This is a genomic window from Janthinobacterium sp. HH102, from assembly GCF_001758625.2.
GTDB lineage: Bacteria > Pseudomonadota > Gammaproteobacteria > Burkholderiales > Burkholderiaceae_D > Janthinobacterium.
The window spans coordinates 3246078-3269916 of record NZ_CP062062.1 but is presented as its reverse complement, the minus strand read 5'-3'; the positions used below and the strand labels follow the sequence as shown (position 1 = coordinate 3269916).

Genomic DNA, 23839 nt, shown 5'->3' with positions numbered 1-23839 from the left:
CTTTTTAGCTACGCATTTCTACTTACTGAACCAGCGGGCTGGCTGTGCCTTCGAGCTCGATACCGGCGATGTCCGCGCGCCCCACGAGCAGGTGCAGGTACTGGTGCACGGCGCGCTGCCACGCCGCCCGCGCCAGGCGGTCGGCGATCTGCGCCTGCACCGCTTCGTACGGGATGGCCTGGCCTTCGACCCGGCGCAGCACCTGCACGATGTGGTAGCCGAAGCGCGTTTCCAGCAAATGGCCGGCCAGCGCGCCTGCCTCCAGGCGGAACACGAGGGCGTCGAATTCCGGCACGCTCTGGCCCGGCGACAGCTGGCCCAGGCTACCGCCCAGGGCGCCGGACGGACAGTTCGAATACTGCGCCGCCAGTTCGGCGAAGCGCTCGGGCGCCAGTTTCAGGGCATCGAGCACGGCTTGCGCCGTCGTGCGCAGCAGCTCCAGGGGCGCCTCCGGCGTCACCTGAAACAGGATGTGGCGCGCCTCGACCAGCGCCCCGCTGCGAAACAGCTGCGGGCGCTGTGCATAAAAGGTGCGGCAAGCCGCATCGTCGGCGGGCGGCACGCGCACTTCCTGCGCGAACAGCGCCTCGATGCGGTCGTCATCGCTGCCGCCCTGCACGCCGAGGCGTTCGGCCTCGTCCAGCAGCAGCCGGCGCAGCACCAGTTCATGCACGGCCTGTTTCAGCGGATTGCCGGCACCGTCGTGATGCGGCAGTTCCTGCGCGATGTCGGCATCGTCGATATCGATGCCATTGACGGAGATTCCCATGATATGACTCCTTTCTTAACGGCGACGAACCAGTTGCCAAGTGCGTCCCAGATAAGCGACTGCGCCAAAGCCGCTCCACACGTGCACCAGACGGGTGAACGGGAAGATGACGAACAGCGACATGCCCATGAACAGGTGCAGCTTGAACACCAGCGGCGCGTCGACGATGAAGCTGGCGGCGTCGCCGCGGAAGGTGACGATGTGCTGCGCCCAGTTCATCAGCAAGACCATCATGTGGCCATCCATGTGCGATGCCGAGACGAAGATAGACGACAGGCCCAGCAGCAAGGTCAGCAAAATCCACACCATCACCAGCTTGTCGCCGGCCGTGGTGACGGCGCGCAGCCGTGCATTGCCGAAGCGGCGCGCCAGCAGGATCAGGATGCCGGCCAGGCACAGCCCGCCCATCACGCCGCCGGCCGCCATGGCCACGCCCTGCTTCAGGCTATGCGACACGCCCAAGGTATCCCACACCCAGACCGGGGTCAGCAAGCCGGCCGCATGGCCGAACAGCAGGCCGATGATGCCGATGTGGAACAGGATATTGCCCAAACGCAGGCTGCCGCGGTGCAGCAGCTGGCTGGAATCGGACTTCCACGTGTATTGCTCGCGGTCGAAACGGATCAGGCTGCCGAGAAAAAAGATGGCCAGCGCGATGTATGGATAAATGCCATACACAAATTGATGTAAATAATTACTCATGATGTACTCTCCTCATGCGGGCGCGCTTCAAGCGGCGCGGCGCGGCTGCGGGTGAAAATGCACGGGATGGACGCCGCCCGGGGCTTGACGCAGCAAGGGCTCGACGCCGTCCGCACCGGGACCGAAGGTTTCCAGCGCTTCATCCATGTCGCGCACCGGCGGTTCGGCCAGCATTTCGGCCGCCACGGGACTCAGGCGTTCGAGCACGGTGAAGACGGGCGCATACGGGCTGCCGTTGGCCGTCAGCTTGCGGCCGATGTGGGCCAGCACGTGGACGGCGTCGCCCAGCAGCGGCGCCGAGACTTCCTCGTCGAGCTGCGCCAAAAACTCCAGGAACAGGGGCACGAAGTCGGGCAAGTCGTCGCCCACCATTTGCAGGCCGTGGCGCTTGTATTCCTCCATCAGGTCGACCATGGCCTGGCCCCGGTCGCGCGATTCGCCGTGGATATGCTCGAACAGGTGCAGCGAGTGCGACGGATTGCGGTCGAACGTGGCCACGTACTGCTGCTGCAGGTCGATCAGGCTGCTGCTTTCCAGGTGCGCCAGCAAGGGCCGCAACAGCGCCTGCTGCTCCGGCACGGCCGCCAGCGCGGCCTCCAGTTGCGGCAGGTGCGCGATCAGCTCGGGCTCGGGATACAGCAGCAGGCGCGACAGGACTTGGTAGTGATGCATAGCGTTGTTCATATCGGTTCCTTAGGCGCCAGGCGCCGTTTTGCGCGACTTCGGCATCTGCATGAAGATGGCCGAACCGTGTTTTTTCTTGCCGAACAAGGTCGGTTCGCTGCTGCCGTCCGAGCAGCCGTTGCCGAAACTGAAGCCGCACGAACCCTTCTCGTTGAAGCTGTCCTCGGCCATTTCCTTGTGGCTGCTGGGGATGACGAAGCGGTCTTCGTAATTGGCGATGGCCATGATGTGGTACATGTCCTCCACCTGCGCCTTGGTCAATCCCACTTGCTTGAGCACCGTGAGGTTCTCCACCTTCTCGACCGTCTTGCTGCGCATGTAGGCACGCATGGCCAGCATGCGGTCCAGCGCCGTGACGATGGGCGGCTGGTCGCCGGCCGTCAGCAAATTGGCCAGGTACTGCACGGGAATGCGCAGGCTTTGCGTGTCCGGCAGCATGCCGTTGACGCCCAGCTTGCCCGATTCGGCGGCCGCCTGGATCGGCGACAGCGGCGGCACATACCACACCATCGGCAAGGTGCGGTATTCGGGATGCAGCGGGAACGCCACTTTCCACTCGACGGCCATCTTGTAGACGGGCGACTTGACGGCCGCTTCGAGCCAAAGGTCCGGGATGCCCTGGCGGCGCGCCTCGGCGATGATGGCCGGGTCGTGCGGATCGAGGAACAGGCCCAATTGCGCCTGGTACAGATCCTGCTCCTGCGGCACGGAGGCGGCAGCCTCGATCTTGTCGGCGTCGTACAGCAGCACGCCCAGGTAGCGGATGCGGCCCACGCACGTTTCCGAGCACACGGTAGGCTGGCCGGCCTCGATGCGGGGGAAGCAGAACGTGCACTTCTCCGCCTTGCCGGACGACCAATTGTAGTAAATCTTCTTGTACGGGCAACCGGAGATGCACATGCGCCAGCCGCGGCACTTGTCCTGGTCGATCAGCACGATGCCGTCGTCTTCCCGCTTGTACACGGAGCCGGACGGGCAAGACGCCACGCACGTCGGGTTGAGGCAATGCTCGCACAGACGCGGCAGATACATCATGAAGGTGTTTTCGAAGGTGCCGTACATCTCCTTCTGCATGTTGTCGAACAGCTTGTCCTTGCTGCGCTGGGCAAACTCGCCGCCCAAGTCATCTTCCCAGTTCGGGCCCCACTCGATTTTTTCCATCTTTTTCCCCGTCAGCACGGAGATCGGACGGGCCGTCGGCGGCGTCTGCGACAGCGGCGCGCTTTGCAGGTGCTCGTAGTCGTAGGTGAACGGCTCGTAGTACTCGTCGATGGCGGGCAGGTTCGGATTGGCGAAGATATTGGCCAGGATCTTCAGACGGCTGCCCTGGCGCGGCTCGATCTTGCCAGAGTCCGTGCGGCGCCAGCCGCCATTCCACTTGTCCTGGTTTTCCCACTGCTTCGGATAGCCGATGCCGGGCTTGGTTTCCACGTTGTTGAACCATGCGTACTCGACGCCGTCGCGGCTGGTCCACACGTTCTTGCAGGTGACGGAACAGGTGTGGCAGCCGATGCACTTGTCCAGGTTCAGCACCATGCCGATTTGCGCTCTGATTTTCATACTATGCTCCTTCTTCCTGCAACGGGCCTTCGAGCCAGTCGACCTTGTTCATCTTGCGCACCAATACGAATTCATCGCGGTTGGAGCCCACCGTGCCGTAGTAATTGAAGCCGTACGCCAGCTGGGCGTAGCCGCCGATCATGTGCGTCGGCTTGGGCACGGCGCGCGTCACCGAGTTATGGATGCCGCCCCGCTTGCCCGTCATCTCCGCGCCAGGCACGTTGATGATCTTTTCCTGGGCGTGGTACATCATCGTCATGCCGGCCGGGATGCGCTGGCTGACGATGGCGCGCGCCGTCAGGCTGCCGTTCACGTTGAAGACCTCGATCCAGTCGTTGTCGACGATGCCTGCCGTCTTCGCGTCGGTTTCCGACAGCCACACGTGCGGTCCGCCGCGCGACAGGGTCAGCATGCGCAGGTTGTCCGAATACGTGGAGTGGATGCCCCACTTCTGGTGCGGCGTCAAAAAGTTCAGCGCCAGCTCCTTGTTGCCGTTCGGCTTGGTGCCCAGCAGCGCTTCCGTCGTCTTCGTGTTGATGGCCGGCTTGTACACGCACAGTCCCTCGCCGAAGTCGCGCATCCACAGGTGATCCTGGTAGAACTGCTGACGGCCCGTCAGGGTGCGCCATGGAATCAGTTCATGCACGTTGGTATAGCCGGCCGTGTAGCTGACTTCCTCGCTTTCCAGGCCCGACCAGGTGGGCGAAGAAATGATCTTGCGCGGCTGCGCCTGCACGTCGCGGAAGCGGATGCTGTCATGCTCGCGCGGCAGCGCCAGATGCGTGTGCTCGCGTCCCGTGATGGCGGACAGCGCGGCCCAGGCCTTGACGGCCACGTGGCCATTCGTTTCCGGCGCCAGCGACAGAATCATTTCGGCTGCATCGATGGCCGTATCGAGGCGCGGCTGGCCCTTCGACACGCCTTCATCGAGCACCGTGCGGTTGATGCCCCGCAATACCTCGACTTCATGGCCCGTTTTCCAGGAAATGCCCTTGCCGCCATTGCCGATGGTTTCCAGCAGCGGTCCGATCGAGGTGAACTTCTTGTAGACGTCGCGGTAATTGCGCTCGACCACCGTCATGTTCGGCATGGTCTTGCCGGGAATCGCATCGCATTCGCCGGCGCGCCAATCCTTGGGATCGAAGGGCTGGCCCAGTTCGCCCGGCGTGTCGTGCATCAGCGGGGTGAGGATGATGTCTTGCTGGGTGCCCAGCAGCTCGCCGCCGATTTCCGAGAATTTCTCTGCCAGCCCCTTGTAGATTTCCCAGTCCGACTTCGATTGCCACAGCGGCTGCACGGCTTCGGACAGCGGATGGATGAACGGATGCATGTCCGACGTATTCAGATCGTCTTTTTCATACCAGGTGGCCGTCGGCAGCACTACATCGCCATACAGGCAGGTGGTCGACATGCGGAAATCCAGCACCACCAGCAGATCGAGCTTGCCTTCGGCGGCCGGGCGCACTTTCACCTGTTTCGGCGTGATGCAGTCGTCTTCGTCGCTGAGCAAGCCGTTCTGCGTGCCCAGCAGGTATTTCAGGAAGTACTCGTGGCCCTTGCCCGAGCTGCCCAGGATGTTCGAGCGCCAGACAAACATATTGCGCGGGAAGTTGGCCGGATTGTCCGGATCGTCGCACGAGAACTGCAGCTGGCCCGCCTTGATCTGGTCGAGCGCATACGCGGCCGGCGCCTGCCCTGCCGCCTTGGCGGCCTTGGCCACCTCCAGCGGATTGGTCTGCAGCTGCGGCGCCGATGGCAGCCAGCCCATGCGCTCGGCCTTGGCGTTGTAATCGAGCAGGGTCAGGTCGCCCGTGCCGCCGGCCGCCGATGGCGAGGCGATGTCGCCCGTTTCCAGCTTTTCATGGCGCCACTGGCTCGTGTGGGCATAGAAGAACGAGGTGCCGTTCATCTGGCGCATCGGGCGCACCCAGTCCTGGGCGAAGGCCAAAGGCGTCCAGCCCGTTTGCGGACGCAGTTTTTCCTGGCCCACGTAATGGGCCCAGCCGCCGCCCGACTGGCCGATACAGCCGCACATCATCAGCATGTTGATGATGCCGCGGTAGGTCATGTCCATGTGGTACCAGTGATTCAGGCCGGCGCCCACGATGACCATGCTCTTGCCGCGCGTCTGGTCCGCGTTTTCCGCGAACTGGCGCGCCACGGTGATGACGTCGGCGCGTTTCACGCCCGTGTGCTTCTCTTGCCACGCGGGGGTGTACGGCACGTCGTCGTCATAGCTCTCGGCCACGTTCTCGCCGCCCAGGCCACGGTCGATGCCGTAGTTGGCCAGGGTCAGGTCGAATACGGTGGTGACGAGGCCCGTCGTGCCGTCGGCCAGGCGGATGGTTTTCACCGGCACCTTGCGCAGCAGCATGTCGGACGCGTCCTTGCCGCCGAAGTAGGCAAAACCCACTTCCGTGACGGCGTCGCTGTCGTTGATCATGGAGAGCATCGGCACGATGGGCGCGCCGCTGCCGCCGGCCTTCTGTTCCAGGTTCCACTTGCCCGACTCGCCCCAGCGGAAGCCGATGGAGCCGGCCGGCGCGGTAATGGCGCCCGTGGTTTCATCGATGACGAGGGTTTTCCATTCCGGGTTGTTGGTTTCGTCGAGGTTGTTGTCCAGGTGCGAAGCGCGCAGGAAGTAATCGGGCACCAGGGTGCCGTTATGCTCCTTGAGCAGCACCAGCATGGGGAAGTCCGTGTACTGGCGCGCATAGTCGCGGAAGTAGGCGCTCTGGCCTTCCGAGTGGAATTCCTTGAGGATGACGTGGCCCATGGCCAGCGCCAGCGCGGCGTCCGTGCCCTGTTTCGGCGCCAGCCAGATGTCGCCGAACTTCACCATTTCGCCGTAGTCGGGCGAGATGGCCACGGTTTTCGTGCCTTTGTAGCGCACTTCCGTGTAGAAGTGGGCGTCCGGCGTGCGCGTCATCGGCACGTTCGAGCCCCACACCATCAGATAGGTCGAGTTGTACCAGTCGGCCGATTCCGGCACGTCCGTCTGTTCGCCCCACACTTGCGGGCTGGCCGGCGGCAAGTCGCAATACCAGTCGTAGAAGCTCAGGGCCACGCCGCCGATCAGCGACAGGTAGCGCGTGCCGGAAGCATAGCTGACCATGGACATGGCGGGAATCGGCGAGAAGCCGACGATGCGGTCCGGGCCGTATTTCTTGATCGTCAGCGCGTTCGCGGCGGCGATGATTTCATTCGATTCTTCCCACGTGGCGCGCACAAAGCCGCCCAGGCCGCGGATGGATTTGTATTGCTGCGAGCGCACGGGGTCCTGGCTGATCCAGTCCCAGGCCGTGACGGGGTCCATGGTCTTGCGCGCTTCGCGCCACATTTCCATCAGGCGGCCCCGCACCATCGGGTATTTCACGCGCTGGGCCGAATACACGTACCAGGAATAGCTGGCGCCGCGCGGGCAGCCGCGCGGTTCGTGGTTGGGCAGGTCGGGCCGCGTGCGCGGGTAATCGGTTTGCTGGGTTTCCCAGGTGATCAGGCCATTCTTGACGTACACCTTCCAGCTGCACGAGCCGGTACAGTTCACGCCATGCGTGGAGCGCACGATCTTGTCGTGCTGCCAGCGCTGGCGGTAGGCGTTTTCCCAGGTGCGGTCTTCGTCGACCACGGTGCCATGGCCGTTCGAAAACGGCTCGGCGGGCTTGCTAAAAAATTTAAGACGGTCCAGAAAGTGACTCATGCTACCTCCACATTGCGCCGCCGGAGCGGCGCCAGGTCATAAAAACGCTGCAAGCCGGATGGCCCACGCGTCGATACAAACAGTCTATCGACGCGCCGTGCCCGGCGGTATTGGCAAGAAGTCGGTTTCCGGCACCAGGAATGCATAGGCGCGTAGTCACCCGGATAGTCACTATTGCCTATGGGCGCCGCGACCGTGCTGCGGTATACCTGTCGTCATCGTTCAACACAGAGAAAGAGCACCATGTCGATTACCGATTACGCCAGCCTGCTGCACAGCGCCCGCAACCAGGAGCAGCCGCAACGCCTGCTGTTCACCTTTACCCAGGCGCAGGCCCAGCCTGGCGGCCAGGGCAAGTCCCTCACGCCCGTGATGTGCGCCGACAAGCTGCCCGATGAACTGGGCAGCTTCGAGACATTGAAGGAGGAGTCGAAACAGATGCAGACGCACTGGGACGTGGTCTTCGTGGCGGGACTGGCGGGTCGCGAGGGCCAGCCGCCCGCCGCGCAGGAATGCGAAGCGCCCCTGCGCGCCATGGTGACGGCGATCGAGCAAGGCCGCATCGACAGCCTGCTGGCGTTTGACCGCAGCGGGGATTTATTGCGTTTTAGCTGAGGGAATTTGTCGGATTACGGCCTGCGGCCTCGGCGGCCCCGCCTAATCCGACCTACCAGATGTAGGCCGGATTAGCGTAGCGTAATCCGACACATTGTTGGCGGCACGTTTCGGATTACCTGGCCGCATCCGGCCAAGGGCGCTCATGCAGATGGCGCGCCCGCTCTATCGGACAGACAAGCGGCAAAAACTGCTGCTGGCGCGCCGAATAGGCCATCAGCGCCCCGCTGTCGATGTCGAAATACCAGCCATGCAGTTTCAATACGCCCTGCTCCACCCGGCGCTTGAGCCACGGGTAGGTGAGCAGGTTGTCCAGCGACTGCAGGATGCTGGCCAGTTCGCACGCATGGTGCTGTTCCTCCGACGAGCGGTGCGCCAGGTCACGCCGCACCCTTTGCGCCACCGGTTCGGCGATGCGCATCCACTGTCCCACGAAGTCCGTTTCCTGCCCTTCCGCGCGCGGCTGCGGTTCCAGCAGCGCGCGGATGCCGCCGCAGCGCGCATGGCCCAGCACGATGACCCTGGCCACTTCGAGCTTGCAGACGGCGAATTCGATGGCCGAACTGACGCCGGGCGGCGCGTCTGGCGTGCACGGCGGCACCAGGTTGGCGATATTGCGCACGACGAACATGTCGCCCGGGTCGCTGCCCGTCAGCAGCATCGGATCGACCCGCGAATCGCAGCAGCCGATCAGCAGGGTCGTGGGCCGCTGCCCGTCGCGCAGGCTGTCGTACAAGGTTTGCGGCTCGCTGAAATACTGCTGCTGAAACAGGCTGAAGCCGTTGACGAATTTTTCCAGTTCTTCCATGACATACTCTCATTTCCTCAACGTCTGGCAAGAACGACTTGCCAGACATTCCAACTTTAGCAAGGCATCGGCGCATTCTTGCGCGCATAGCACCACCAGGTGATGGCGATGCAGCTGACATAAAAGCCGATGAAGCACCACAGGGCCGCGTCGGGGCTGCCCGTCAGCGCAATCGACGTGCCATAGCTTTTCGGGATGAAGAAGGCGCCGTAGGCCGCCACGGCCGACGTGAAGCCCAGCACGGCCGCGCCTTCCTTGTTGGCGTCGACGATCGCTTGTTCCTGCGCCGCCTTGCCCTTGCCGGCGGCCGCGCGCTGGTGCTCCGTCAGGAAGATCACGGGGATCATGCGGAAGGTCGAGGCATTGCCGATACCCGTGCCGGCGAACAGCAGCATGAACATCCAGAAGAAGCCGTTGAAACTGCCCGCAGTGTGCACACTTCCGCCCGCTTGCGGCATGAAGTACAGCACGCCCAGCACGGCGCCTATCATCAAGAGGAACGACCACAGGGTGACGCGGGCGCCGCCCAGTTTGTCGGAAATCACGCCGCCGGCCACGCGCGCCAGGGCGCCGACCAACGGTCCCAGGAAGGCGTAATCGAGCGGGTTGACGTCGGGGAACTGGATCTTGATCAGCAGCGGGAACGCGGCCGAGTAACCGATGAAGGAGCCGAAGGTGCCCGTGTACAGCCAGCACATGAGCCAGTTGTGCTTGCGCTTGAAGATCACGGCCTGTTCGGAAAACGACGCCTTGGCCGACGCCAGGTCATTCATGCCGAACCAGGCCAGTAAAGTCGACAGCGCGATGAACGGCACCCAGATGAAGCCCGCGTTTTGCAGCCACATCTCCTTGCTCACGCCATTCTTGACCCAGGTGAGCGAATCGCCGCCCCAGGCGCCGAAGACGGCGAACGTGATCACCAGCGGCACGACGAACTGCACCACCGACACGCCCAGGTTGCCCAGGCCCGCATTCATGCCCAGCGCGAAGCCCTTGCTCGCCTTTGGATAGAAAAAGCTGATGTTGGCCATCGACGAGGCGAAATTGCCGCCGCCGAAACCGCACAGCAGCGCCAGGATCAGCATGGTCGGATAACCGGTGTTCACGTCCTGCACGGCCAGGCCGATGCCGATGGCGGGAATCAGCAGCGAACCCGTGGAAATGGCCGTCCAGCGGCGGCCGCCGAAGATCGGCACCATGAACGAGTAAAAGATGCGCAAGGTGGCGCCGGACAGGCCCGGCAAGGCCGTCAGCCAGAACAGCTGGTTGTTACTGTAGGTAAAACCGATGTTGGGCAGGTTGACCACCACCACGCTCCACACCATCCACACGGCGAACGCCAGCAGCAGCGCGGGAATCGAAATCCACAGATTGCGCGCGGCCGTGGCCTTGCCCGTGCTTTGCCAGAAGCTCGGTGTTTCCGGCTCCCAGGTATTGATCATATAGCGGCTCATGCTTTAACTCCTGCAGGTTGAGTAGTTGGTGCCGCACGCAGCGGCTTGAACGAGAAATGCATCCAGACGAGGGAAACGCAGACGGTGCCGTACAGGAGCATGAAGGAACTCGAACGCACGCCCGTGAAGTCCACCAGGGCGCCGAACATCACGGGCAGGATGAAGCCGCCCAGGCCGCCTGCCAGCCCCACCACGCCCGAGACGGCGCCGATGTTGTCGGAAAAATCATCGCCGATGAACTTGAAGACGGACGCCTTGCCGACAGCCATGGCGATGCCGACGATGAACAGCAGCACGGTGAACCACAGCGGCGACAGGCCGATATGGAAGGCCAGCGGCCCCGTGACGGTCTCGATCACCATCTGCGTTTGCGGATACGACAGCAGGAAGAAGCACACCCAGCACACCCACATCACGGCCCAGGTGACTTTCGCCGCACCGTATTTGTCGGAGATCCAGCCGCCCAGCGCGCGCAGCACGCCGCCCGGCAGCGAGAAGCAGGCGGCCAGCAGCGCCGCGTGCTTCAGATCAAAACCGTATTCGGCCACGTAATACTTCGTCATCCACAGGGCCAGCGCCACGTAGCCGCCGAACACCACCGAGTAGTACTGGCAGTAGCGCCACACGCGCGGATCCTTCAGCACCTTCATCTGGGCCGAAAAACTTTCGCCCGATGGCGCCAGGTGCGATTTGTCCGTGTACGAAAACAGCCAGAAGATGATGGCCGTGGCCAGCATGGCCACCGCATACACCTTGGGCAGCATCTGCCAGCCGAAGGCGGCGACGATGCCCGGCGCGACGAACTTGGTCAGCGCGGAACCGGAGTTACCGGCGCCGAAAATGCCCATCGCCAGGCCGCGGCGCTCCTTTTCGTACCAGCGCGCCACGTACGGCGTGCCGACGGAAAACGAACCGCCCGCCAGGCCCACGAACATGCCCAGCACAAGGAAATGCCAGTAGGCGGTGGCGTAGGAAATCAGGTAGATCGGCACCACGCTGGCCAGCATCAGCAGGAAGAAGACGCGGCGTCCGCCGTATTTGTCCGTCCAGATGCCCAGCGGCACGCGCACGAGGGAGCCCGTCAGCACGGGCATGGCGGCCAGCAGGCCGAATTGCGTTTCAGTCAAGCCCAGGCTGGTCTTGATGGGGATGCCCAGTACGGCAAACATCATCCAGACTGCAAAGCAGATGGTAAATGCGAAGGTACTGCTGATTAATACGGACGCCTGCTTGCGCCGCATGCCCGGTTCGACTGCCTTGTTACTGCTGTTACTGTTCTTGTTAGTGCCATCTAGGGTAGCCACGATGTTTCTCCATGAATGCACTGGCCGTCTGGCCAGCCGTCCCGACCAGCTTACGTGGCAGCGGCGAAAGGCACTATCGGCCACAGGGTGATTCCGGGAAGGCAATCTGGATAGCCGCATCGGCAAAAGTGACTAGATGACGGGGGTGCGCGCCTAGCCTGGATGGCGGGTGTTTTACAAACCGGTGCATTTTTGGCACACTCGGCGCCTGGAGAAAAGGAGCGGCATGCAGAACAGGCACGAAACAGACGACATCATCACGCGCGTGGCCCAAGCTGGCGATGTGAAAGCCATGCTGGCCTGCGACGCCTATGCCCAGACCCACCCGGAGCGTGGCAAGGCCGTGCGCGCCGCCGTCGGCAAGGGCCACTGCCAGGTGGCCCTCCGGGCCGGCCAGATGGCAGGCTATGTGCTCCTGCACGACGACTTCTTCGGCCACGATTTTGTCTCGCTGGTGGTGGTCGCGCCCGCGCACCAGTGCTGCGGCGTGGGATTGCGCCTGCTGGCGGCCGCCGCGGACGCGTGCCAGACAGGGAAGCTATTCACCTCGACGAACCGGTCGAACGGCGCCGCGCAACGGCTGTTCGCCGGCGCGGGCTTCGTGCGCAGCGGCCGGATCGACCATCTCGATGAGGGCGATCCGGAGTTCGTGTACGTGAAATTCCTGCGTTAGCTGCATCTCGTCCCGACGGCGTATGGCGCAGGACGCCAAAGGCGGCTATGCTGGCGCCACCATCAATCAACGCCCACCACCTCTCGCATGGATTATCTGAGCCTCAAACATTTCCACATGGGCTGCGCCGCCGCCAGCGGCTGTCTTTTCCTGTTGCGCGGCGCCTGGATGCTGCGCGCCTCGCCCGCCTTGCAGCAGCGCTGGGTGAAAATCCTGCCGCACCTGGTCGACACGGCACTGCTGGCCAGCGCGATCGCCCTGGCCGTGTGGAGCGGCCAGTCGCCGGGCAGCCAGCCCTGGCTGGCCGCCAAACTGTGCGCGCTGGTGGCCTACATCGCGCTGGGCACCATTGCGCTGAAACGGGGCAAGACGCCGGCCGTGCGCGGCGCCGCCTTCGCCCTCGCCGTGCTGGTCTTCGCCTACATCGTCGCCGTGGCCGTCACCAAGCAGGCCTGGCCGCTGTAGCACCAGGCAAGCGCATCAGAAGATGTAGCGCAGGGTAACGCTGGCGTTGCGCGGCGCACCCCAGTACCCCTGGTTGTACATGCCGAGCTGGCTGTAGTAATGCTTGTCGAACACGTTGCTGATGTTCGCCTGCAGGGACAGCTGGCGCGACAGCGCGTATTTCGCCATCAGGCTGGCCACGGCATAGCCGCCCTGCTCCACGCGCTCCGTGCCATCCGGCCCCGTGGCATCGCGGTAGGCGCCGCTCTGCCAGTTCACGCCGCCGCCCACGGACAAGGCGCGCCAGCCGCCAGGCAGCTGGTACGTGGAAAACACGCGCGCCAAGGTCTGCGGCACATAGCTGTTCAGGCGCGCGCCCGTGTTGTCCTCGGCTGCGGCATGCGACACGCTGGCCGAGACGTTCCAGCCCTTGGCCAGCTCGCCCGACACGTCCAGTTCCACACCCTTGCTGGTGGTGCCCGAGGCCGCGTAGTACGCCTGCGTCAGCGAATTGCCGACAAAATGGCCCGTGTCTTCCTGCGCCAGGCCATCCTGCGCGATGCGGAACACGGCCAGCGCCGCATTGAGTTTGCCGCCGAAATACTCGCCCTTCACGCCCGCTTCCACATTCTTGCCTTGCACGGGGTCGAGATAGCGGCCGAACCGGTCCTGGTAGCCCTGCGGCTTGAAGATCTTGCTGTAGCTGGTGTACAGCACATGCTGCGCATCGATATCCCATACCAGGCCAGCATATGGCGTGACGGCGTGCTTGGCATACGCATAGCCGCCGCCCCAGTCGTCGACGTGGTCCGCCTTGTAGCGGCTGTAGCGCGCGCCGACGATCAGCTTCAGGGGATCTGCCAGCGAAAAACGCGCCGTGCCATAGATGCCGCGCTGCTGCACCGTGTCGAGCAGCTTCCAGCGCGAGAAATTCGGGTCGTTCCAGTCCGGCTCCGGCGTCACGCCCTGCCACTGATGAAAATTGCCGTAGTCGACGCTGCCGCCGGCAATGCCGGGGTTGCTGGCGAACTGGTTGCTGCCCGAGACGCCGAACGCCAGGTCGTGCGTGCGCCCCAGCAGCTGCAGCGGTCCCTGCACATAGGCGTCGACGCTGTCCTGGCGCCGCGTCCCCGAGTAAAAGCCGGCGTAGCCCGTCACGCCCTGGCCCGTGGCCTTGTCCGGCCAGGTATTGGCGAAAAGTTCGGCCGCCGAGTAATTGCCCCAGCCATGATTCAGCATGGCCGTCAGGTTCCAGCCCTTGCCCAGTTCCTGCTCCAGGCGCAGGAAGGCAGTCTGGCTGGTGCTGAACCAGCGGCTCCAGGTGGTGGCCGTGGTGGTGGAGCGGGAAAACGTGGCCCGTTCGCCATCCGCGTACCACAGCGGCAGGCCACCGTACATGCCGCCACGCGGGCGGTTGTCCTGGTATTCATAGCCGGCGATCAGCACGCTGCCGGGCGCCAGATCCGCCTCCACGGTGGCGTAAGCCATGGCCTTCTTGCCATGATACAGATTCACATACGATTCGCTGTCCTGGTAGCTGGCCACGACTCTTCCGCGCACCTTGCCATCGGCACTCAGGGGTGTGGACAGGTCCGCGCTGGCGCGCGCATTCTGCCAGGAACCCAGGCTCAGGGCCGCATTCCCGGCCAGCTGCGTCGACGATGCGCGCTTGCGCACCAGGTTGATGGTGGCCGACGGTTCGCCCGCGCCCGTCAGCAGGCCCGTGGCGCCGCGCACGATCTCGACCCGGTCGTAGGCCGTCATGTCCAGCGTGCTGTCGCCCACATTGAACGCATTGTCGACCGTGGTGGGAATGCCGTCGTACTGGTAGCTGGCGATGGAAAAACCGCGCGCGAAGAACGAGGTGCGGTCGCTGTCGTAGCGGTTGATGGCGATGCCGGCCGCGTTTTGCAGCACCTCTTCCACCGTTTGCAGGTTCTGGTCATCCATCTGCTGGCGCGTGACCACGCTGACGGCTTGCGGCGTCTCGCGCACGGACAGGCCCAGGCGCGTGGCCGAGCGCATGGTCTGCGTCGTATAGGCGCCGCTGCCTTCCGTCGCGCCGTTCGCATCAAAGCTGGCACTGACCTTCATCTCGGGCATGGTCTGGCCGCCATCGGCCGCTGCCACGTCGAGCACATAACCGCCATTGGCCTGCGGCACGGCGCGCAAGCCCGAGCCGGCGACGATGGCGCCCAGCGCTTCAGGCACGCTGTAGCTACCGGTCAGGCCGGCGCTGCGCTTGCCCGCCAAGGCGGCGGCCTGGTAGGAAATCATGGTACCCGTCTCCCGGCCGAAACGCACCAGCACCTGTTCCAGGGAGCCGGCCGGTATCGCCAGCGCGATGCGCGCCGCATTCGCGGCCTGGGCCGCAGGAGCGAAGATGGTGGCGCCGCTGGCGGCGAGCAGCCACAGAGCTTGGCTGACAGCCAGCGCCGCCACGCTGCGGCGGCAGGTACGGGAGGCGGAAGAAACGTGAATAAGTGTTGTGCTGGGCATGCGGACTGTTTTCCTGAAAGTAAATGAAGGGTTCACTTGCTATGTCACGCGAAAATCGCAAACCCCTCACTTTTCAGAAAATATTCATGCAGGCTGCCGATGCGGTACCACGCTCACCCAGAAGCGCGTGGTCTGGCGCACGTCGACGGGCAAGGTGCGCGTCAGCATGTCGAGCACCTGCCCCGTGTCGGCCAGCGGGTAGATGCCGGACACGCGCAAGTGGGCGATGGCCGGATCGCAAGCCAGGCGCCCATGGCGGTAGCGGGCCAGTTCGCCGATAAATTCCGCCAGCGGCATGTCGTGCGCCACCAGCATGCCGGCCGTCCACGCATCCGCACCCGCAGCCAAGGTCCGAACGGCGCCGATCTGCGCCGCCGTAAAGCTGGTTTGCTGGCCCGCCTGCAGCCTGCGCGCCGCATCGGACGCCTGTTCCAGTTGAATGTCGACGGCACCGGCGAACACGCCCAGCTGCGTGCGCTCTCCTTCCACGCGCACGGCAAAGCGCGTGCCCACCGGTTGCAAGCGGCCTTGTGCCGTTTGCACGACAAATGGCCGGCCGGCCTGATCGCGCGCCGTGCTGACCATGATCTCGCCTTTGACTACCGTCACCAGGCGCTGGCCCGCGTCATAGCGCACGTCGATGCTGGATGCCGTATTGAGCGCGATGCGCGTGCCGTCGTCCAGCACGACGTGGCGTAATTCTCCCGTGCCCGTTCGGTAGTCGGCAAGCCAGAAGCGCGCCTGCTCATCGCCGCCCGCCAGCCAGGCGCCGCCGCCCACGGCCAGCAACGCCAGCAGCTTGAGCGACTGCCGGCGCGCCGCATTCGCCTGCGCATGGACCGGCTTGCGCGCCAGCGTGCCGTGCGCCAGCGGCGCTGGCAAGGCACGCATGCGCGCCATGCAGCCCTCCACATGCTGCCAGGCTTGCTCATGTTCGGGGTCGCTGTCGCGCCAGGCGCGCCAGGCCTGCTCCACTTCCGACGTGGCGTCGCCGGCCTGCAGGCGCACCAGCCATTCCACCGCTTGCAGGCTGGCCGCTTCCGGCGTGAAGGCGCCCATCACGATGCCGGATGGGCAAAGAAACACTGATGCATGGCTTTGACCAGGTAGCGCTGCACGGTCGCCAGCGAGACATTCAATTCCAGCGCGATGGCCGCCTGCGGCATGCCATCGAGCTGCGACAGCAGGAACGCGCGGCGCACAGCAGGCGCCAGGCCATCGAGGCGGCGGTCGATGTCGAACAGGGCTTCGAGCAGGATCGCCTGCGCCTCGGGATCGGGCGCGTGCTGCGCCGGCAGGCTGGCCAGCGTTTCCAGGTAAGCCGCCTCCAGGTCGCGCCGGCGGTACAGATTGCCCAGCACGCCCTTGGCCACCGTCGTCAAAAAGGCGCGAGGCTCGCGCGCGGCGATGGCTTCGTCGCGATTGAGCAGGCGCATGAAGGTGTCGTGCGCCACGTCGGCCGCGTCAAAGGCGTTGCCCAGCTTGTGCCGCAGCCAGCCTTGCAGCCACCGGTGGTGTTCGTGATACAGGCTGCCCACCTCCTGGTGAGCGCCGGGTTGGGCAGCCGACACGTCGCATACTCCCTGATTCACAAATAATAATGATTCGCATTCTATATCCATGCGCTGCTGCGGCGCAAGCGCCCTGCCAGCGCTTGTTTGACGCGCTTCTTTCCAAAATTTCCTTGCTGATCGTATCCGGTGGCGTAGCCTGCATTGCAAATTCAGCAGAACGCTCCCGGCTACGCGGCAATGATAGTATCGGCAACATCATCGACAAGCCGGCCACCCTGGCCATGCATCCCCCATTGAAAGGCGAACATGCTGCTATCCGAATTGCTGACCAAACTGACCTGCGGTGACCTCGAAGGCGAGGAGCTCGACGAGGCCGTCGCCGCCATCACCGCTGCGCCCTCCGCGCCACGCGATGAGTGGATCGACAGCGATGCCCAGGCCTATGCGCTGGAGATCCTCTCGCAGCTGGGCGGCTATATGGCGTCGAGCGACAAGCTCGATGAGCTGCACGAACAGATACAGGACATGTTCGACGAATTCCCCGACTTCCCGTACGAACTGCTCAAGGCAGGCCGCGGCAGCGCGCTGCCGTACTTCGAGTGGCTCGATACGGAACTGGCGCAGCGCGCCGTGGACGAAGGCGGCTATGAGCTGATCCAGATCGACGGCAACGGCTCCGACGAAATGGATGCGCTGCTCGTGTACCGGCGCGATACAAACGACATCATCCAGGCGGCGGCCTTGATGGGCGTGACGATAGGCCGGCCGCTTACCTACTATCGCGGCATCGAAGCGATGGCGGGCAAGCGGCCGGGCTAAGCACCCACGCCTATTGCATCGGCAAGGCGCTCACATCGACGGCGGGCGCCTGGCCTGTCGCGGGGCGCGTGAAGTTCTGGCTGCTTTTCACGACATCGGCAAAGAAGCCGCCGTTATGCAGATAGAACCTGCCGTTCTCCACGCCGCCCGCGTAATCCATGCGCTGTGCATTGGTGGCCGTGGCGTCGCCCGTGAAGCGCCCCGCCGTCACTTCCGACCAGGTGCCGGCAACGTTCCTCGCCCACTGGTTGCCGAACTGGACGCGGCGCTCCGTGTAGCCCAGGGTATCGATGAAATTTTCGAGGAAGGAATGCACGCCCGTCAAATACGTGGAAATCGCCGGCCGCTTCCAGGTGGCGATGTAGCGCCACTTGCCCGTCTCGGGCGCGAAGAACCAGGCCGAGTAATCGCTGCCGCCATTGCCGTCGGGCCGCGCGCGCGTGATGAAACGGTAGGTCGTGCCGGCCGCCCAGTTATACGACAGATAGGTCTGGCCGCCCGTGCCCTCGCCGCCGAACGCATTGTCGACCACGCCGGCGCCCTTGCTGACCAGGGTGGTTTTCGCGCCATTGTCGGCATCCCACACGGAGAACAAGATCCAGCGCTCGCTCGGCGATTTCACCTGGATGCCCATGTAGCCCTGACTGAAGCCGTTGGCCATGAAGTAGGAGCCGATCGCGTCCTGGCCCTGGGGAATCGTCATCTCGTTATAGAAATACTCGGTATTGGCGGGCACCGTGTAGCCCATGTGCACGGACGGGCCGCGCCGCGACCAGTAGTAATTGGCGGGGTCGTTGGCGTAGGTCAGCGCCGCGTTCGACGTCACCTTCAACGCCGCAACGTCGCCAAACGTGTCCTTCACGCGCGACAGTCCCTGCAAGTCGACCTTCACATAGCCGGCCGCCGCCACGTTCACCGTGCCGACGGCATAGGTCTTGCGCTCCTTGCCGGCCAGCTTGACGTCGAACGGCGTGCCGTTGACCTTCACGCGGATGGTGCTGTTGCCGCCATCGGCCAGGCTGGCGTCGAGCGCCACCTGCACGGGTCCCGCCTCGGCCACGCGGAAATACGTGCTGGCGACGGCATCGGGATTGCTCCAGCCGGCCAGGCCACGCTCGTTGATGACGGCGCCCTCATTCCCGCTCGTGATGAAGGCGTTGCCGGCCAGTTCCACGGTGGCGGACGTGGCGGGCGCGGCCACGGTGGCGGCCAGCAAGGCGGTGCCGCCCGAGCCGGTGGCGGTGGCGCCACCGCAGGCCGCCAGCAGCATCGGCATGGCGGGAAGGAATGCAAAGAGCAATGAACTTGTGTGCTTCATCAACGTCTCCTGGTGCGGTACGGCTTGCGGCGGACGAACAAGGGCCTGCGCGCCTGCGCCGCGGTTGAAAAATGGATAGGGAAAGAAAAAACCCGCTACGGCAACTGGTGCGGTAGCGGGTCGTTAAGGCTTAGTACTTGCCGTCGAGGGCGAAGATCGGCTTGCGCGATTTCCACTGCCCGCCCGTGAAGTCCGGGAAGTCCAGGGTCTGGAAGTTGGCGGCGATCGATTGCTCGGACAGCGGCGTGATGGCGCTCCAGGTGACGGCATCGTAGATATCGATCGGCATCGGCGCGTTGGCCTTGAGTGCTTCGACAAAGGCGTGGATGACGAAGAAGTCCATGCCGCCGTGGCCCGCGCCCTCGGCTTGCGCCGCGTACTTGCGCCAGACGGGATGCTCATACTTGTCCTGGTAAGCCTTGAAGTCGTCCCACTGGTGCGGCTTGCTGACGCCTTCGATATGGATGGAATTGTTCAAGTCCATCCACAGGCCGTCGGTGCCTTGCACGCGGAAGCCCAGCGAATACGGGCGCGGCAGACTCGTATCGTGCTGCAGGATGATGGTTTCGCCGTTTTCGCACGCCAGGGTGGTGGTGACCACGTCGCCCAGCTTGAATTTCACCTTGGCGTTCGCATGCTGCGCGCCGCCGGGCTGCTTGACGATGTAGTCGTGCAAGCCGCGCGCCTTGGTGGCGAAGGCGTTGATGCGCGTAAAACGGTTGCCGCGGTTGATGTTGGTGTACATGGCGCAGGGGCCGATGCCATGGCTCGGATACAGTTCGCCGTTGCGCTCGACCGAGTGCTGCGTGCGCCAATGGGCTTCGGACCAGCCCTTTTCGCCGAATTCGACGCCGCCGCCGTACGGCTTGGCCGGATTGCCGCTGTTGAATTTCACGGCGCGCAAATCATGCTGGTAGCCGCCCTGCAGGTGCAGCAGTTCGCCGAACAGGCCGGCGCGCACCATCTGCAGCGCCGCCATCACGTCGCGGCGGTAGCACACGTTTTCCAGCAACATGTACGGCGTGCCCGTCTTCAGCTGGGTATTCAGGACATCCCAGTGGTCTTGCAGGGTGATGCCGGCCACCACTTCGCAGCCGACGGCGATTTTCGCCTGCATGGCGGCGATGGCCATCGGCGCATGGAATTCCCACGGCGTGGCGATGATCACGCCATCGAGGCCGCCCGCGTCCAGCATGCGCTTGTAGGCTTTCTGGTCGCGGTCTTCGCCATACGTGCGCGGACGCGGCTTGCCGGCTTTTTCCACCTGGCCCAGCGCATGTTTCAGCATGATCGGTTCGATATCGCACAGGGCAACGACTTCCACGTCGTCGCGGCGCACCAGTTCGGCCAGCAGCACCTGCCCGCGCATGCCCGTGCCGATCAGGCCCAGGCGGACCTTGTCGCGGCCGGCGGCGGGTGCGGCGTTGGCCTCGCCAGGCAGCAAGGCGCTACCGGCCATGGCACCACCGGCCAGCGCGGCGCTGGCGGACAGGAAATTGCGTCGATTGAATTGTGTCGTCATTGGTCTCTTCTCGCTTCCATTGGTAATGATCGTCGCCGGCCCGCCGCACGGCGGGCCGGTTGCAGTTTAATAAGTGTATTCCGCCGTGAAGCGCACGGAACGCGGCGCCGTGCGGCCTGCCACCTGCAGATAGCTGCGGGCGATGGCGCCATGGTCTTCGCGCGTTTCGTTGTAGCGGGTCACGGTCTGGCTGTTGAACACATTGAACACGTCCACTTTCAGGCTCAGTCCCTTGACGGCGCTGGGAGTATAGGCCAGATTCATGTCCAGCTGGGCTTGCCATGGCAGGCGGCCCTGGCTGCCGCGCGGCGCCGGCTTGCCATTGCAATAGAAGTAGGAATCGCCGTAGTCGTTCTCGAACCTCAGGTTATCGGGCAGCGCGCCGATGCAGTTGCGCGGCGCGCCCGAGGTCAGCGACAGGTTGGCGCCGACCGTCACGTCCGGGATCACCTGCATGAAGCCGTAGGCCTTGAACGCATGGCGGTGGTCGCCCGGCAGGTAGCCATAGGCGTTGTACATCAGTTCCTTGTGGTCGTCGCTGACCGTCAGGCCCACGTCGCCGCCGCCGATGCTGTCCGTCTGGCCTTCCATATTGCCCTTCAGCGCAGACAGGGTGTAGGTCAGCTTGCCGTACCAGCCGTTCGTGTACGGGTGCTCGACGAACAGGTTCAGGGCGCGGTAGGTGCGCGATGGCAGCGGGTTGCCCCACTCGGCCGCCGAAATATCCACGCGGCGCAAGCCCTTGCCGTCGTCGAAGTCCACCATCAGGCTGTTGTCGCGGCCCGGGTTGATGATGGCGCACTGGAAGCCGCCCCAGTTGCTCGTGTCGACGCTGTTGCGCGTGGCCCAGGCTTGCAGCGGACGCGCGTCGCAGGTGTCATCATTGGTGTCGTTCAGCTTGCGGTACAGGACGCTGGCGCCCACCACCAGATTCTTGCTCAGGGCGCGTTCGAAACCGAGCGAGAATTCATCCTGCGACAGCGGCTTGAGGCCGATGGCCGTCACTTCGCGCGCATCGCGGCTCTGGCCATACGCGTTGTTGGCCGAATACGGCTTGCTGATCGCGTGCAGGCCCGTCGGCGCGCCCGTGACGGGATCGACACCCGTGTAGGTGTACATCTCGCTGGTGGCCAGGAAGGGGCTGGCCATGTTGCTCGACAAATTCGATGGCACCGGCAGGTGGTAGCGGCCGCCGTTGGCGAAGAATTTCAGGGTGCCGTCGCCCAGGTAATCCCAGGTGGCGCCCACGCGCGGGGCGATCATATTGCGCTGCGAAATGAAGGCCACGCCATCGGTACTGTAGTTGGTGAACTGTTCGCGGCGCAGGCCCAGGTCCAGCAGCACCCGTTCCGTGACCTGGTAGTGATCCTGGATGTATTGCGCCGATTGCACGCTGGTCGGACGCGCCAGGTTGGCGTTCAAGTCCTTGCTGACGTAGTAGCCTTGCGCGCCGTAGCCGCCGCCCTGGGCCGGCGTCTCAAACGCGCCGTTGATCGGGCGGTTCGGATCGGTCGCGCGCTGGTAGCTCCAGCGGTAGCCGCCGGCCAGGCTCAGGCCCACTTTCGATTCCACGTCGATGCGGTCGATGCCGCCGCGCAGCGAATGCTTGCCCAGCTTGTATTCGAGATCGAGTCGCTTGGCTTTCTGGCGGTCTTCCGACGACGGGTCGACCAGGGTGCCCGTCACCGTCTGCGGATTGGCATAGCTCAGGCCCGGCACCTGGGTCGATGCGTTCGACGACGTTTGCGCCAGCAGCGGATTGTAGCCATTCGGCGTGCGCGTGTGCGAGGTGCGCGATTCGCCCATCATGGCCGTCACGGTCAGGTTGTCCGTCAGGTAGCCCGTATATTTGAAAATGTCGATGTTGGCGCCCGGCGCGGCCGACGAGCCGCAGCAGTTGACCGTCGTCTCGCCCTTGCCTGCCTGTACGCCGTTGCTCGCATGCGTGGCGTAGCTGTAGCCATACGCCTGGCTGTCCGTCTTCGTGCGGTCATACAGCTTGGTATATTCGAAGTGATGGTCGTCCGTCAGGTTGAAATCGAGCTTGGCCGTCATGCGGTCCACCTTGCTCTGGCTCGTGCTCCAGCCGCGCGCCAGGGCCGTGCCCGAGTCGGCGGTGGCGGCGACGGCCTGGCTGTCGGTGCGCGTCTGTTCCAGCGCCACGAAGGCGAACAGCTTGTTCTTGATCAGGGGACCGCTGCCGTACAGGCCCACCACCTTGCTGGTGCTGCCGTTGTCGCGGTTCCAGTACAGCAGATTGCCGTCCGTCTTGGGATTGGCGCCCGTGTTCGGGTAATACGTGTTTTCCGGCTCGCCTTTCAGCGAACGGGGAATGATGGAGACCTTGCCGCCGAATTCGACCTTGTTGCCGCCGCTCTTGGTGGTGATATTGATCACGCCGCCCGTGGAGCGGCCGAATTCCGAACCATAGCCGCCCGACAGCACCTGCAGGTTGGAGATCGCGCCAAACGGCAGTTCCGACGCGCCCACCTGGGTCAGGATGTTGGTGATGGGGAAGCCGTTGACGTAGAACGCGTTTTCCGACTGGCCCGAGCCGCCGATCGATGGCGCATTGCCGTACACGCTATTGGTGCCGCGCGACACGCCCGGCGTCAGCTGCACGATGGAGGCCACGTCATTGCCGACCGGCAGCGCTTTCAATTCCTTGGCCGTGAAGATCACGCCATTGTTCGTGTTCGACACGTCGATCGGATTGCGCGACGCCTTCACGACGACGGTCTGCTCCTGGCCCACGGGGCCGGCCGCGCCGGCCGGACCGAAGTTCGCTTCGGCGCCCGCGCCGATCAGGGCTTCGACTTCCTGCGACGCTTCGACCGACCCGGCGCGCAGCACGCGCACCGCGTAGCGGCCCGGCGGCATGGAGTTGGCCACATAGCGGCCCGACGTATCCGGCGTCAAGGTGCGCTGCACGCCCGTCGCCAGGTTTTCCAGCACCACGGTGGCGCCGGCGGGCGCGCTCACTTCGCCGAAGATGGTGCTGGTGGCGTTCGACTGTGCCCAGGCCTGGCCTGGCACGCCGGCCGCCAGGGCAATCACGATCGCGGCGGCGCGGCTGATGTCGCGCAATTTGAGTCGGGTGGTATGCATGTGTCTCTCCGTCTATATCGAGGGTTATACGCGCCCTCCCCGCTCCAGGGCGAAGTCGGGGGGATGCAATTCTTATGGTGAGCGTCGGAAGGTAGAGCCAGGCAGCCGTTCCTTCCGGGAAATCAGTCCGTATCGGCTGATTTTCGTTTTCTTGGGATTACTTTAAAAAGAAAAATAAGTATCGTCAACAAAAAGAAAGTTACAGCGCAAATTTATCGCTAAATTCAGTAAATAAAGACGTTTTATCTTTCGATTCAATCCGTGATGCGGCATATAACTTTCGTTATCGTGGCGTGGCGGATACACGCATCGGCAATAAGGCGGCCCGCAGGGGACATTCCGCACG

19 protein-coding genes are annotated in these 23839 nt (G+C 64.0%); 5 read left to right on the top strand and 14 right to left on the bottom strand.

Features of this window, described 5'->3' with window-relative positions; genetic code table 11:
* Nucleotides 1-22 precede the first annotated feature (22 nt).
* Genes JAB4_RS14840 through JAB4_RS14820 form a run of 5 tightly spaced genes read right to left on the bottom strand, consistent with a single transcriptional unit; the run spans nt 23 to nt 7415 of the window.
* Complete coding sequence (locus tag JAB4_RS14840; protein WP_070223614.1) at nt 23-769, bottom strand: peptidylprolyl isomerase; 747 nt, start codon at nt 767-769, stop codon at nt 23-25.
* 15 nt (nt 770-784) lie between these two features.
* The gene (narI, locus tag JAB4_RS14835) at nt 785-1471 is read right to left on the bottom strand and encodes a respiratory nitrate reductase subunit gamma (RefSeq protein ID WP_070223616.1); all 687 of its coding nucleotides are present in this window, start codon (nt 1469-1471) and stop codon (nt 785-787) included.
* Nucleotides 1472-1498: 27 nt separating this feature from the next.
* Nucleotides 1499-2143, bottom strand: coding sequence for a nitrate reductase molybdenum cofactor assembly chaperone (narJ, locus tag JAB4_RS14830; RefSeq protein ID WP_083287114.1), 645 nt, complete (start codon nt 2141-2143; stop codon nt 1499-1501).
* A gap of 21 nt (nt 2144-2164) precedes the next feature.
* On the bottom strand, nt 2165-3715 hold the full coding sequence (gene narH, locus JAB4_RS14825) for a nitrate reductase subunit beta (protein WP_070223621.1): 1551 nt from the start codon (nt 3713-3715) through the stop codon (nt 2165-2167).
* Nucleotide 3716: 1 nt separating this feature from the next.
* Complete coding sequence (locus JAB4_RS14820) at nt 3717-7415, bottom strand: nitrate reductase subunit alpha (RefSeq protein ID WP_070223623.1); 3699 nt, start codon at nt 7413-7415, stop codon at nt 3717-3719.
* A 243-nt stretch (nt 7416-7658) separates the two neighbouring features.
* On the opposite strand from JAB4_RS14820, the gene JAB4_RS14815 reads away from it, so the two are divergent.
* On the top strand, nt 7659-8030 hold the full coding sequence (locus tag JAB4_RS14815) for a ribonucleotide reductase subunit alpha (protein ID WP_070223625.1): 372 nt from the start codon (nt 7659-7661) through the stop codon (nt 8028-8030).
* Between the two features lie 115 nt (nt 8031-8145).
* On the opposite strand, the gene JAB4_RS14810 is transcribed toward JAB4_RS14815, so the two are convergent.
* Genes JAB4_RS14810 through JAB4_RS14800 form a run of 3 tightly spaced genes read right to left on the bottom strand, consistent with a single transcriptional unit; the run spans nt 8146 to nt 11533 of the window.
* Entirely contained in the window at nt 8146-8838 is a 693-nt protein-coding gene (locus JAB4_RS14810; RefSeq protein ID WP_070223626.1) for a carbonic anhydrase, read from the bottom strand.
* A gap of 56 nt (nt 8839-8894) precedes the next feature.
* Nucleotides 8895-10292, bottom strand: a complete 1398-nt coding sequence (locus tag JAB4_RS14805; RefSeq protein ID WP_070223628.1) for a NarK family nitrate/nitrite MFS transporter — start codon at nt 10290-10292, stop codon at nt 8895-8897.
* Nucleotides 10289-11533 (bottom strand): nitrate/nitrite transporter, encoded by a 1245-nt coding sequence (locus JAB4_RS14800; RefSeq protein WP_070223631.1) that lies wholly within the window; start codon nt 11531-11533, stop codon nt 10289-10291. The genes JAB4_RS14805 and JAB4_RS14800 overlap by 4 nt, the downstream gene beginning before the upstream one ends.
* A 289-nt stretch (nt 11534-11822) precedes the next feature.
* On the opposite strand from JAB4_RS14800, the gene JAB4_RS14795 reads away from it, so the two are divergent.
* Both JAB4_RS14795 and JAB4_RS14790 read left to right on the top strand, forming a co-directional pair.
* Nucleotides 11823-12269: a GNAT family N-acetyltransferase gene (locus JAB4_RS14795; protein ID WP_070223633.1), complete on the top strand. Its 447-nt coding sequence runs from the start codon at nt 11823-11825 to the stop codon at nt 12267-12269.
* An 87-nt stretch (nt 12270-12356) separates the two neighbouring features.
* Nucleotides 12357-12734 (top strand): SirB2 family protein, encoded by a 378-nt coding sequence (locus tag JAB4_RS14790; protein ID WP_070223635.1) that lies wholly within the window; start codon nt 12357-12359, stop codon nt 12732-12734.
* Nucleotides 12735-12749: 15 nt separating this feature from the next.
* Here the strand turns inward: JAB4_RS14790 and JAB4_RS14785 are convergent, their stop codons facing one another.
* From JAB4_RS14785 to JAB4_RS14775, 3 genes are all read right to left on the bottom strand, one after another.
* Nucleotides 12750-15212: a TonB-dependent receptor gene (locus JAB4_RS14785; RefSeq protein ID WP_083287084.1), complete on the bottom strand. Its 2463-nt coding sequence runs from the start codon at nt 15210-15212 to the stop codon at nt 12750-12752.
* An 84-nt stretch (nt 15213-15296) separates the two neighbouring features.
* Nucleotides 15297-16271, bottom strand: a complete 975-nt coding sequence (locus JAB4_RS14780; protein WP_070223637.1) for a FecR domain-containing protein — start codon at nt 16269-16271, stop codon at nt 15297-15299.
* On the bottom strand, nt 16271-16783 hold the full coding sequence (locus JAB4_RS14775; protein WP_070223639.1) for a sigma-70 family RNA polymerase sigma factor: 513 nt from the start codon (nt 16781-16783) through the stop codon (nt 16271-16273). Before JAB4_RS14775 ends, JAB4_RS14780 begins: the two co-directional genes overlap by 1 nt.
* A 29-nt stretch (nt 16784-16812) precedes the next feature.
* Between JAB4_RS14775 and JAB4_RS14770 the strand changes: the two genes are divergently transcribed.
* Together JAB4_RS14770 and JAB4_RS14765 are read left to right on the top strand one after the other, a co-directional pair.
* Nucleotides 16813-17073, top strand: coding sequence for a hypothetical protein (locus JAB4_RS14770; protein ID WP_139144020.1), 261 nt, complete (start codon nt 16813-16815; stop codon nt 17071-17073).
* A complete protein-coding gene (locus JAB4_RS14765) occupies nt 17033-17545 on the top strand; it encodes a hypothetical protein (RefSeq protein ID WP_070223641.1) in 513 nt (170 codons plus the stop codon). Before JAB4_RS14770 ends, JAB4_RS14765 begins: the two co-directional genes overlap by 41 nt.
* A gap of 10 nt (nt 17546-17555) precedes the next feature.
* On the opposite strand, the gene JAB4_RS14760 is transcribed toward JAB4_RS14765, so the two are convergent.
* The 3 genes from JAB4_RS14760 to JAB4_RS14750 all read right to left on the bottom strand — a co-directional run bounded on the left by JAB4_RS14760 (nt 17556) and on the right by JAB4_RS14750 (nt 23493).
* On the bottom strand, nt 17556-18863 hold the full coding sequence (locus JAB4_RS14760; protein WP_227741959.1) for a DUF5077 domain-containing protein: 1308 nt from the start codon (nt 18861-18863) through the stop codon (nt 17556-17558).
* A 130-nt stretch (nt 18864-18993) separates the two neighbouring features.
* Entirely contained in the window at nt 18994-20385 is a 1392-nt protein-coding gene (locus JAB4_RS14755) for a Gfo/Idh/MocA family oxidoreductase (protein ID WP_070223645.1), read from the bottom strand.
* A gap of 66 nt (nt 20386-20451) precedes the next feature.
* Nucleotides 20452-23493 carry a TonB-dependent receptor gene (locus JAB4_RS14750; RefSeq protein ID WP_070223647.1) on the bottom strand — a complete coding sequence of 1014 codons (3042 nt, stop codon included), beginning with the start codon at nt 23491-23493 and terminating at the stop codon, nt 20452-20454.
* Between the last annotated feature and the right edge of the window lie 346 nt (nt 23494-23839).

What these genes read in the sequence shown, in the direction of transcription:
- JAB4_RS14840 (WP_070223614.1), bottom strand. Translation starts at nt 769, where the DNA reads ATGGGAATCTCCGTCAATGGCATCGATATCGACGATGCCGACATCGCG.
- narI (WP_070223616.1), bottom strand. Translation starts at nt 1,471, where the DNA reads ATGAGTAATTATTTACATCAATTTGTGTATGGCATTTATCCATACATC.
- narJ (WP_083287114.1), bottom strand. Translation starts at nt 2,143, where the DNA reads ATGCATCACTACCAAGTCCTGTCGCGCCTGCTGCTGTATCCCGAGCCC.
- narH (WP_070223621.1), bottom strand. Translation starts at nt 3,715, where the DNA reads ATGAAAATCAGAGCGCAAATCGGCATGGTGCTGAACCTGGACAAGTGC.
- JAB4_RS14820 (WP_070223623.1), bottom strand. Translation starts at nt 7,415, where the DNA reads ATGAGTCACTTTCTGGACCGTCTTAAATTTTTTAGCAAGCCCGCCGAG.
- JAB4_RS14815 (WP_070223625.1), top strand. Translation starts at nt 7,659, where the DNA reads ATGTCGATTACCGATTACGCCAGCCTGCTGCACAGCGCCCGCAACCAG.
- JAB4_RS14810 (WP_070223626.1), bottom strand. Translation starts at nt 8,838, where the DNA reads ATGGAAGAACTGGAAAAATTCGTCAACGGCTTCAGCCTGTTTCAGCAG.
- JAB4_RS14805 (WP_070223628.1), bottom strand. Translation starts at nt 10,292, where the DNA reads ATGAGCCGCTATATGATCAATACCTGGGAGCCGGAAACACCGAGCTTC.
- JAB4_RS14800 (WP_070223631.1), bottom strand. Translation starts at nt 11,533, where the DNA reads ATGCGGCGCAAGCAGGCGTCCGTATTAATCAGCAGTACCTTCGCATTT.
- JAB4_RS14795 (WP_070223633.1), top strand. Translation starts at nt 11,823, where the DNA reads ATGCAGAACAGGCACGAAACAGACGACATCATCACGCGCGTGGCCCAA.
- JAB4_RS14790 (WP_070223635.1), top strand. Translation starts at nt 12,357, where the DNA reads ATGGATTATCTGAGCCTCAAACATTTCCACATGGGCTGCGCCGCCGCC.
- JAB4_RS14785 (WP_083287084.1), bottom strand. Translation starts at nt 15,212, where the DNA reads ATGCCCAGCACAACACTTATTCACGTTTCTTCCGCCTCCCGTACCTGC.
- JAB4_RS14780 (WP_070223637.1), bottom strand. Translation starts at nt 16,271, where the DNA reads ATGGGCGCCTTCACGCCGGAAGCGGCCAGCCTGCAAGCGGTGGAATGG.
- JAB4_RS14770 (WP_139144020.1), top strand. Translation starts at nt 16,813, where the DNA reads ATGATTCGCATTCTATATCCATGCGCTGCTGCGGCGCAAGCGCCCTGC.
- JAB4_RS14765 (WP_070223641.1), top strand. Translation starts at nt 17,033, where the DNA reads ATGCTGCTATCCGAATTGCTGACCAAACTGACCTGCGGTGACCTCGAA.
- JAB4_RS14760 (WP_227741959.1), bottom strand. Translation starts at nt 18,863, where the DNA reads ATGAAGCACACAAGTTCATTGCTCTTTGCATTCCTTCCCGCCATGCCG.
- JAB4_RS14755 (WP_070223645.1), bottom strand. Translation starts at nt 20,385, where the DNA reads ATGACGACACAATTCAATCGACGCAATTTCCTGTCCGCCAGCGCCGCG.
- JAB4_RS14750 (WP_070223647.1), bottom strand. Translation starts at nt 23,493, where the DNA reads ATGCATACCACCCGACTCAAATTGCGCGACATCAGCCGCGCCGCCGCG.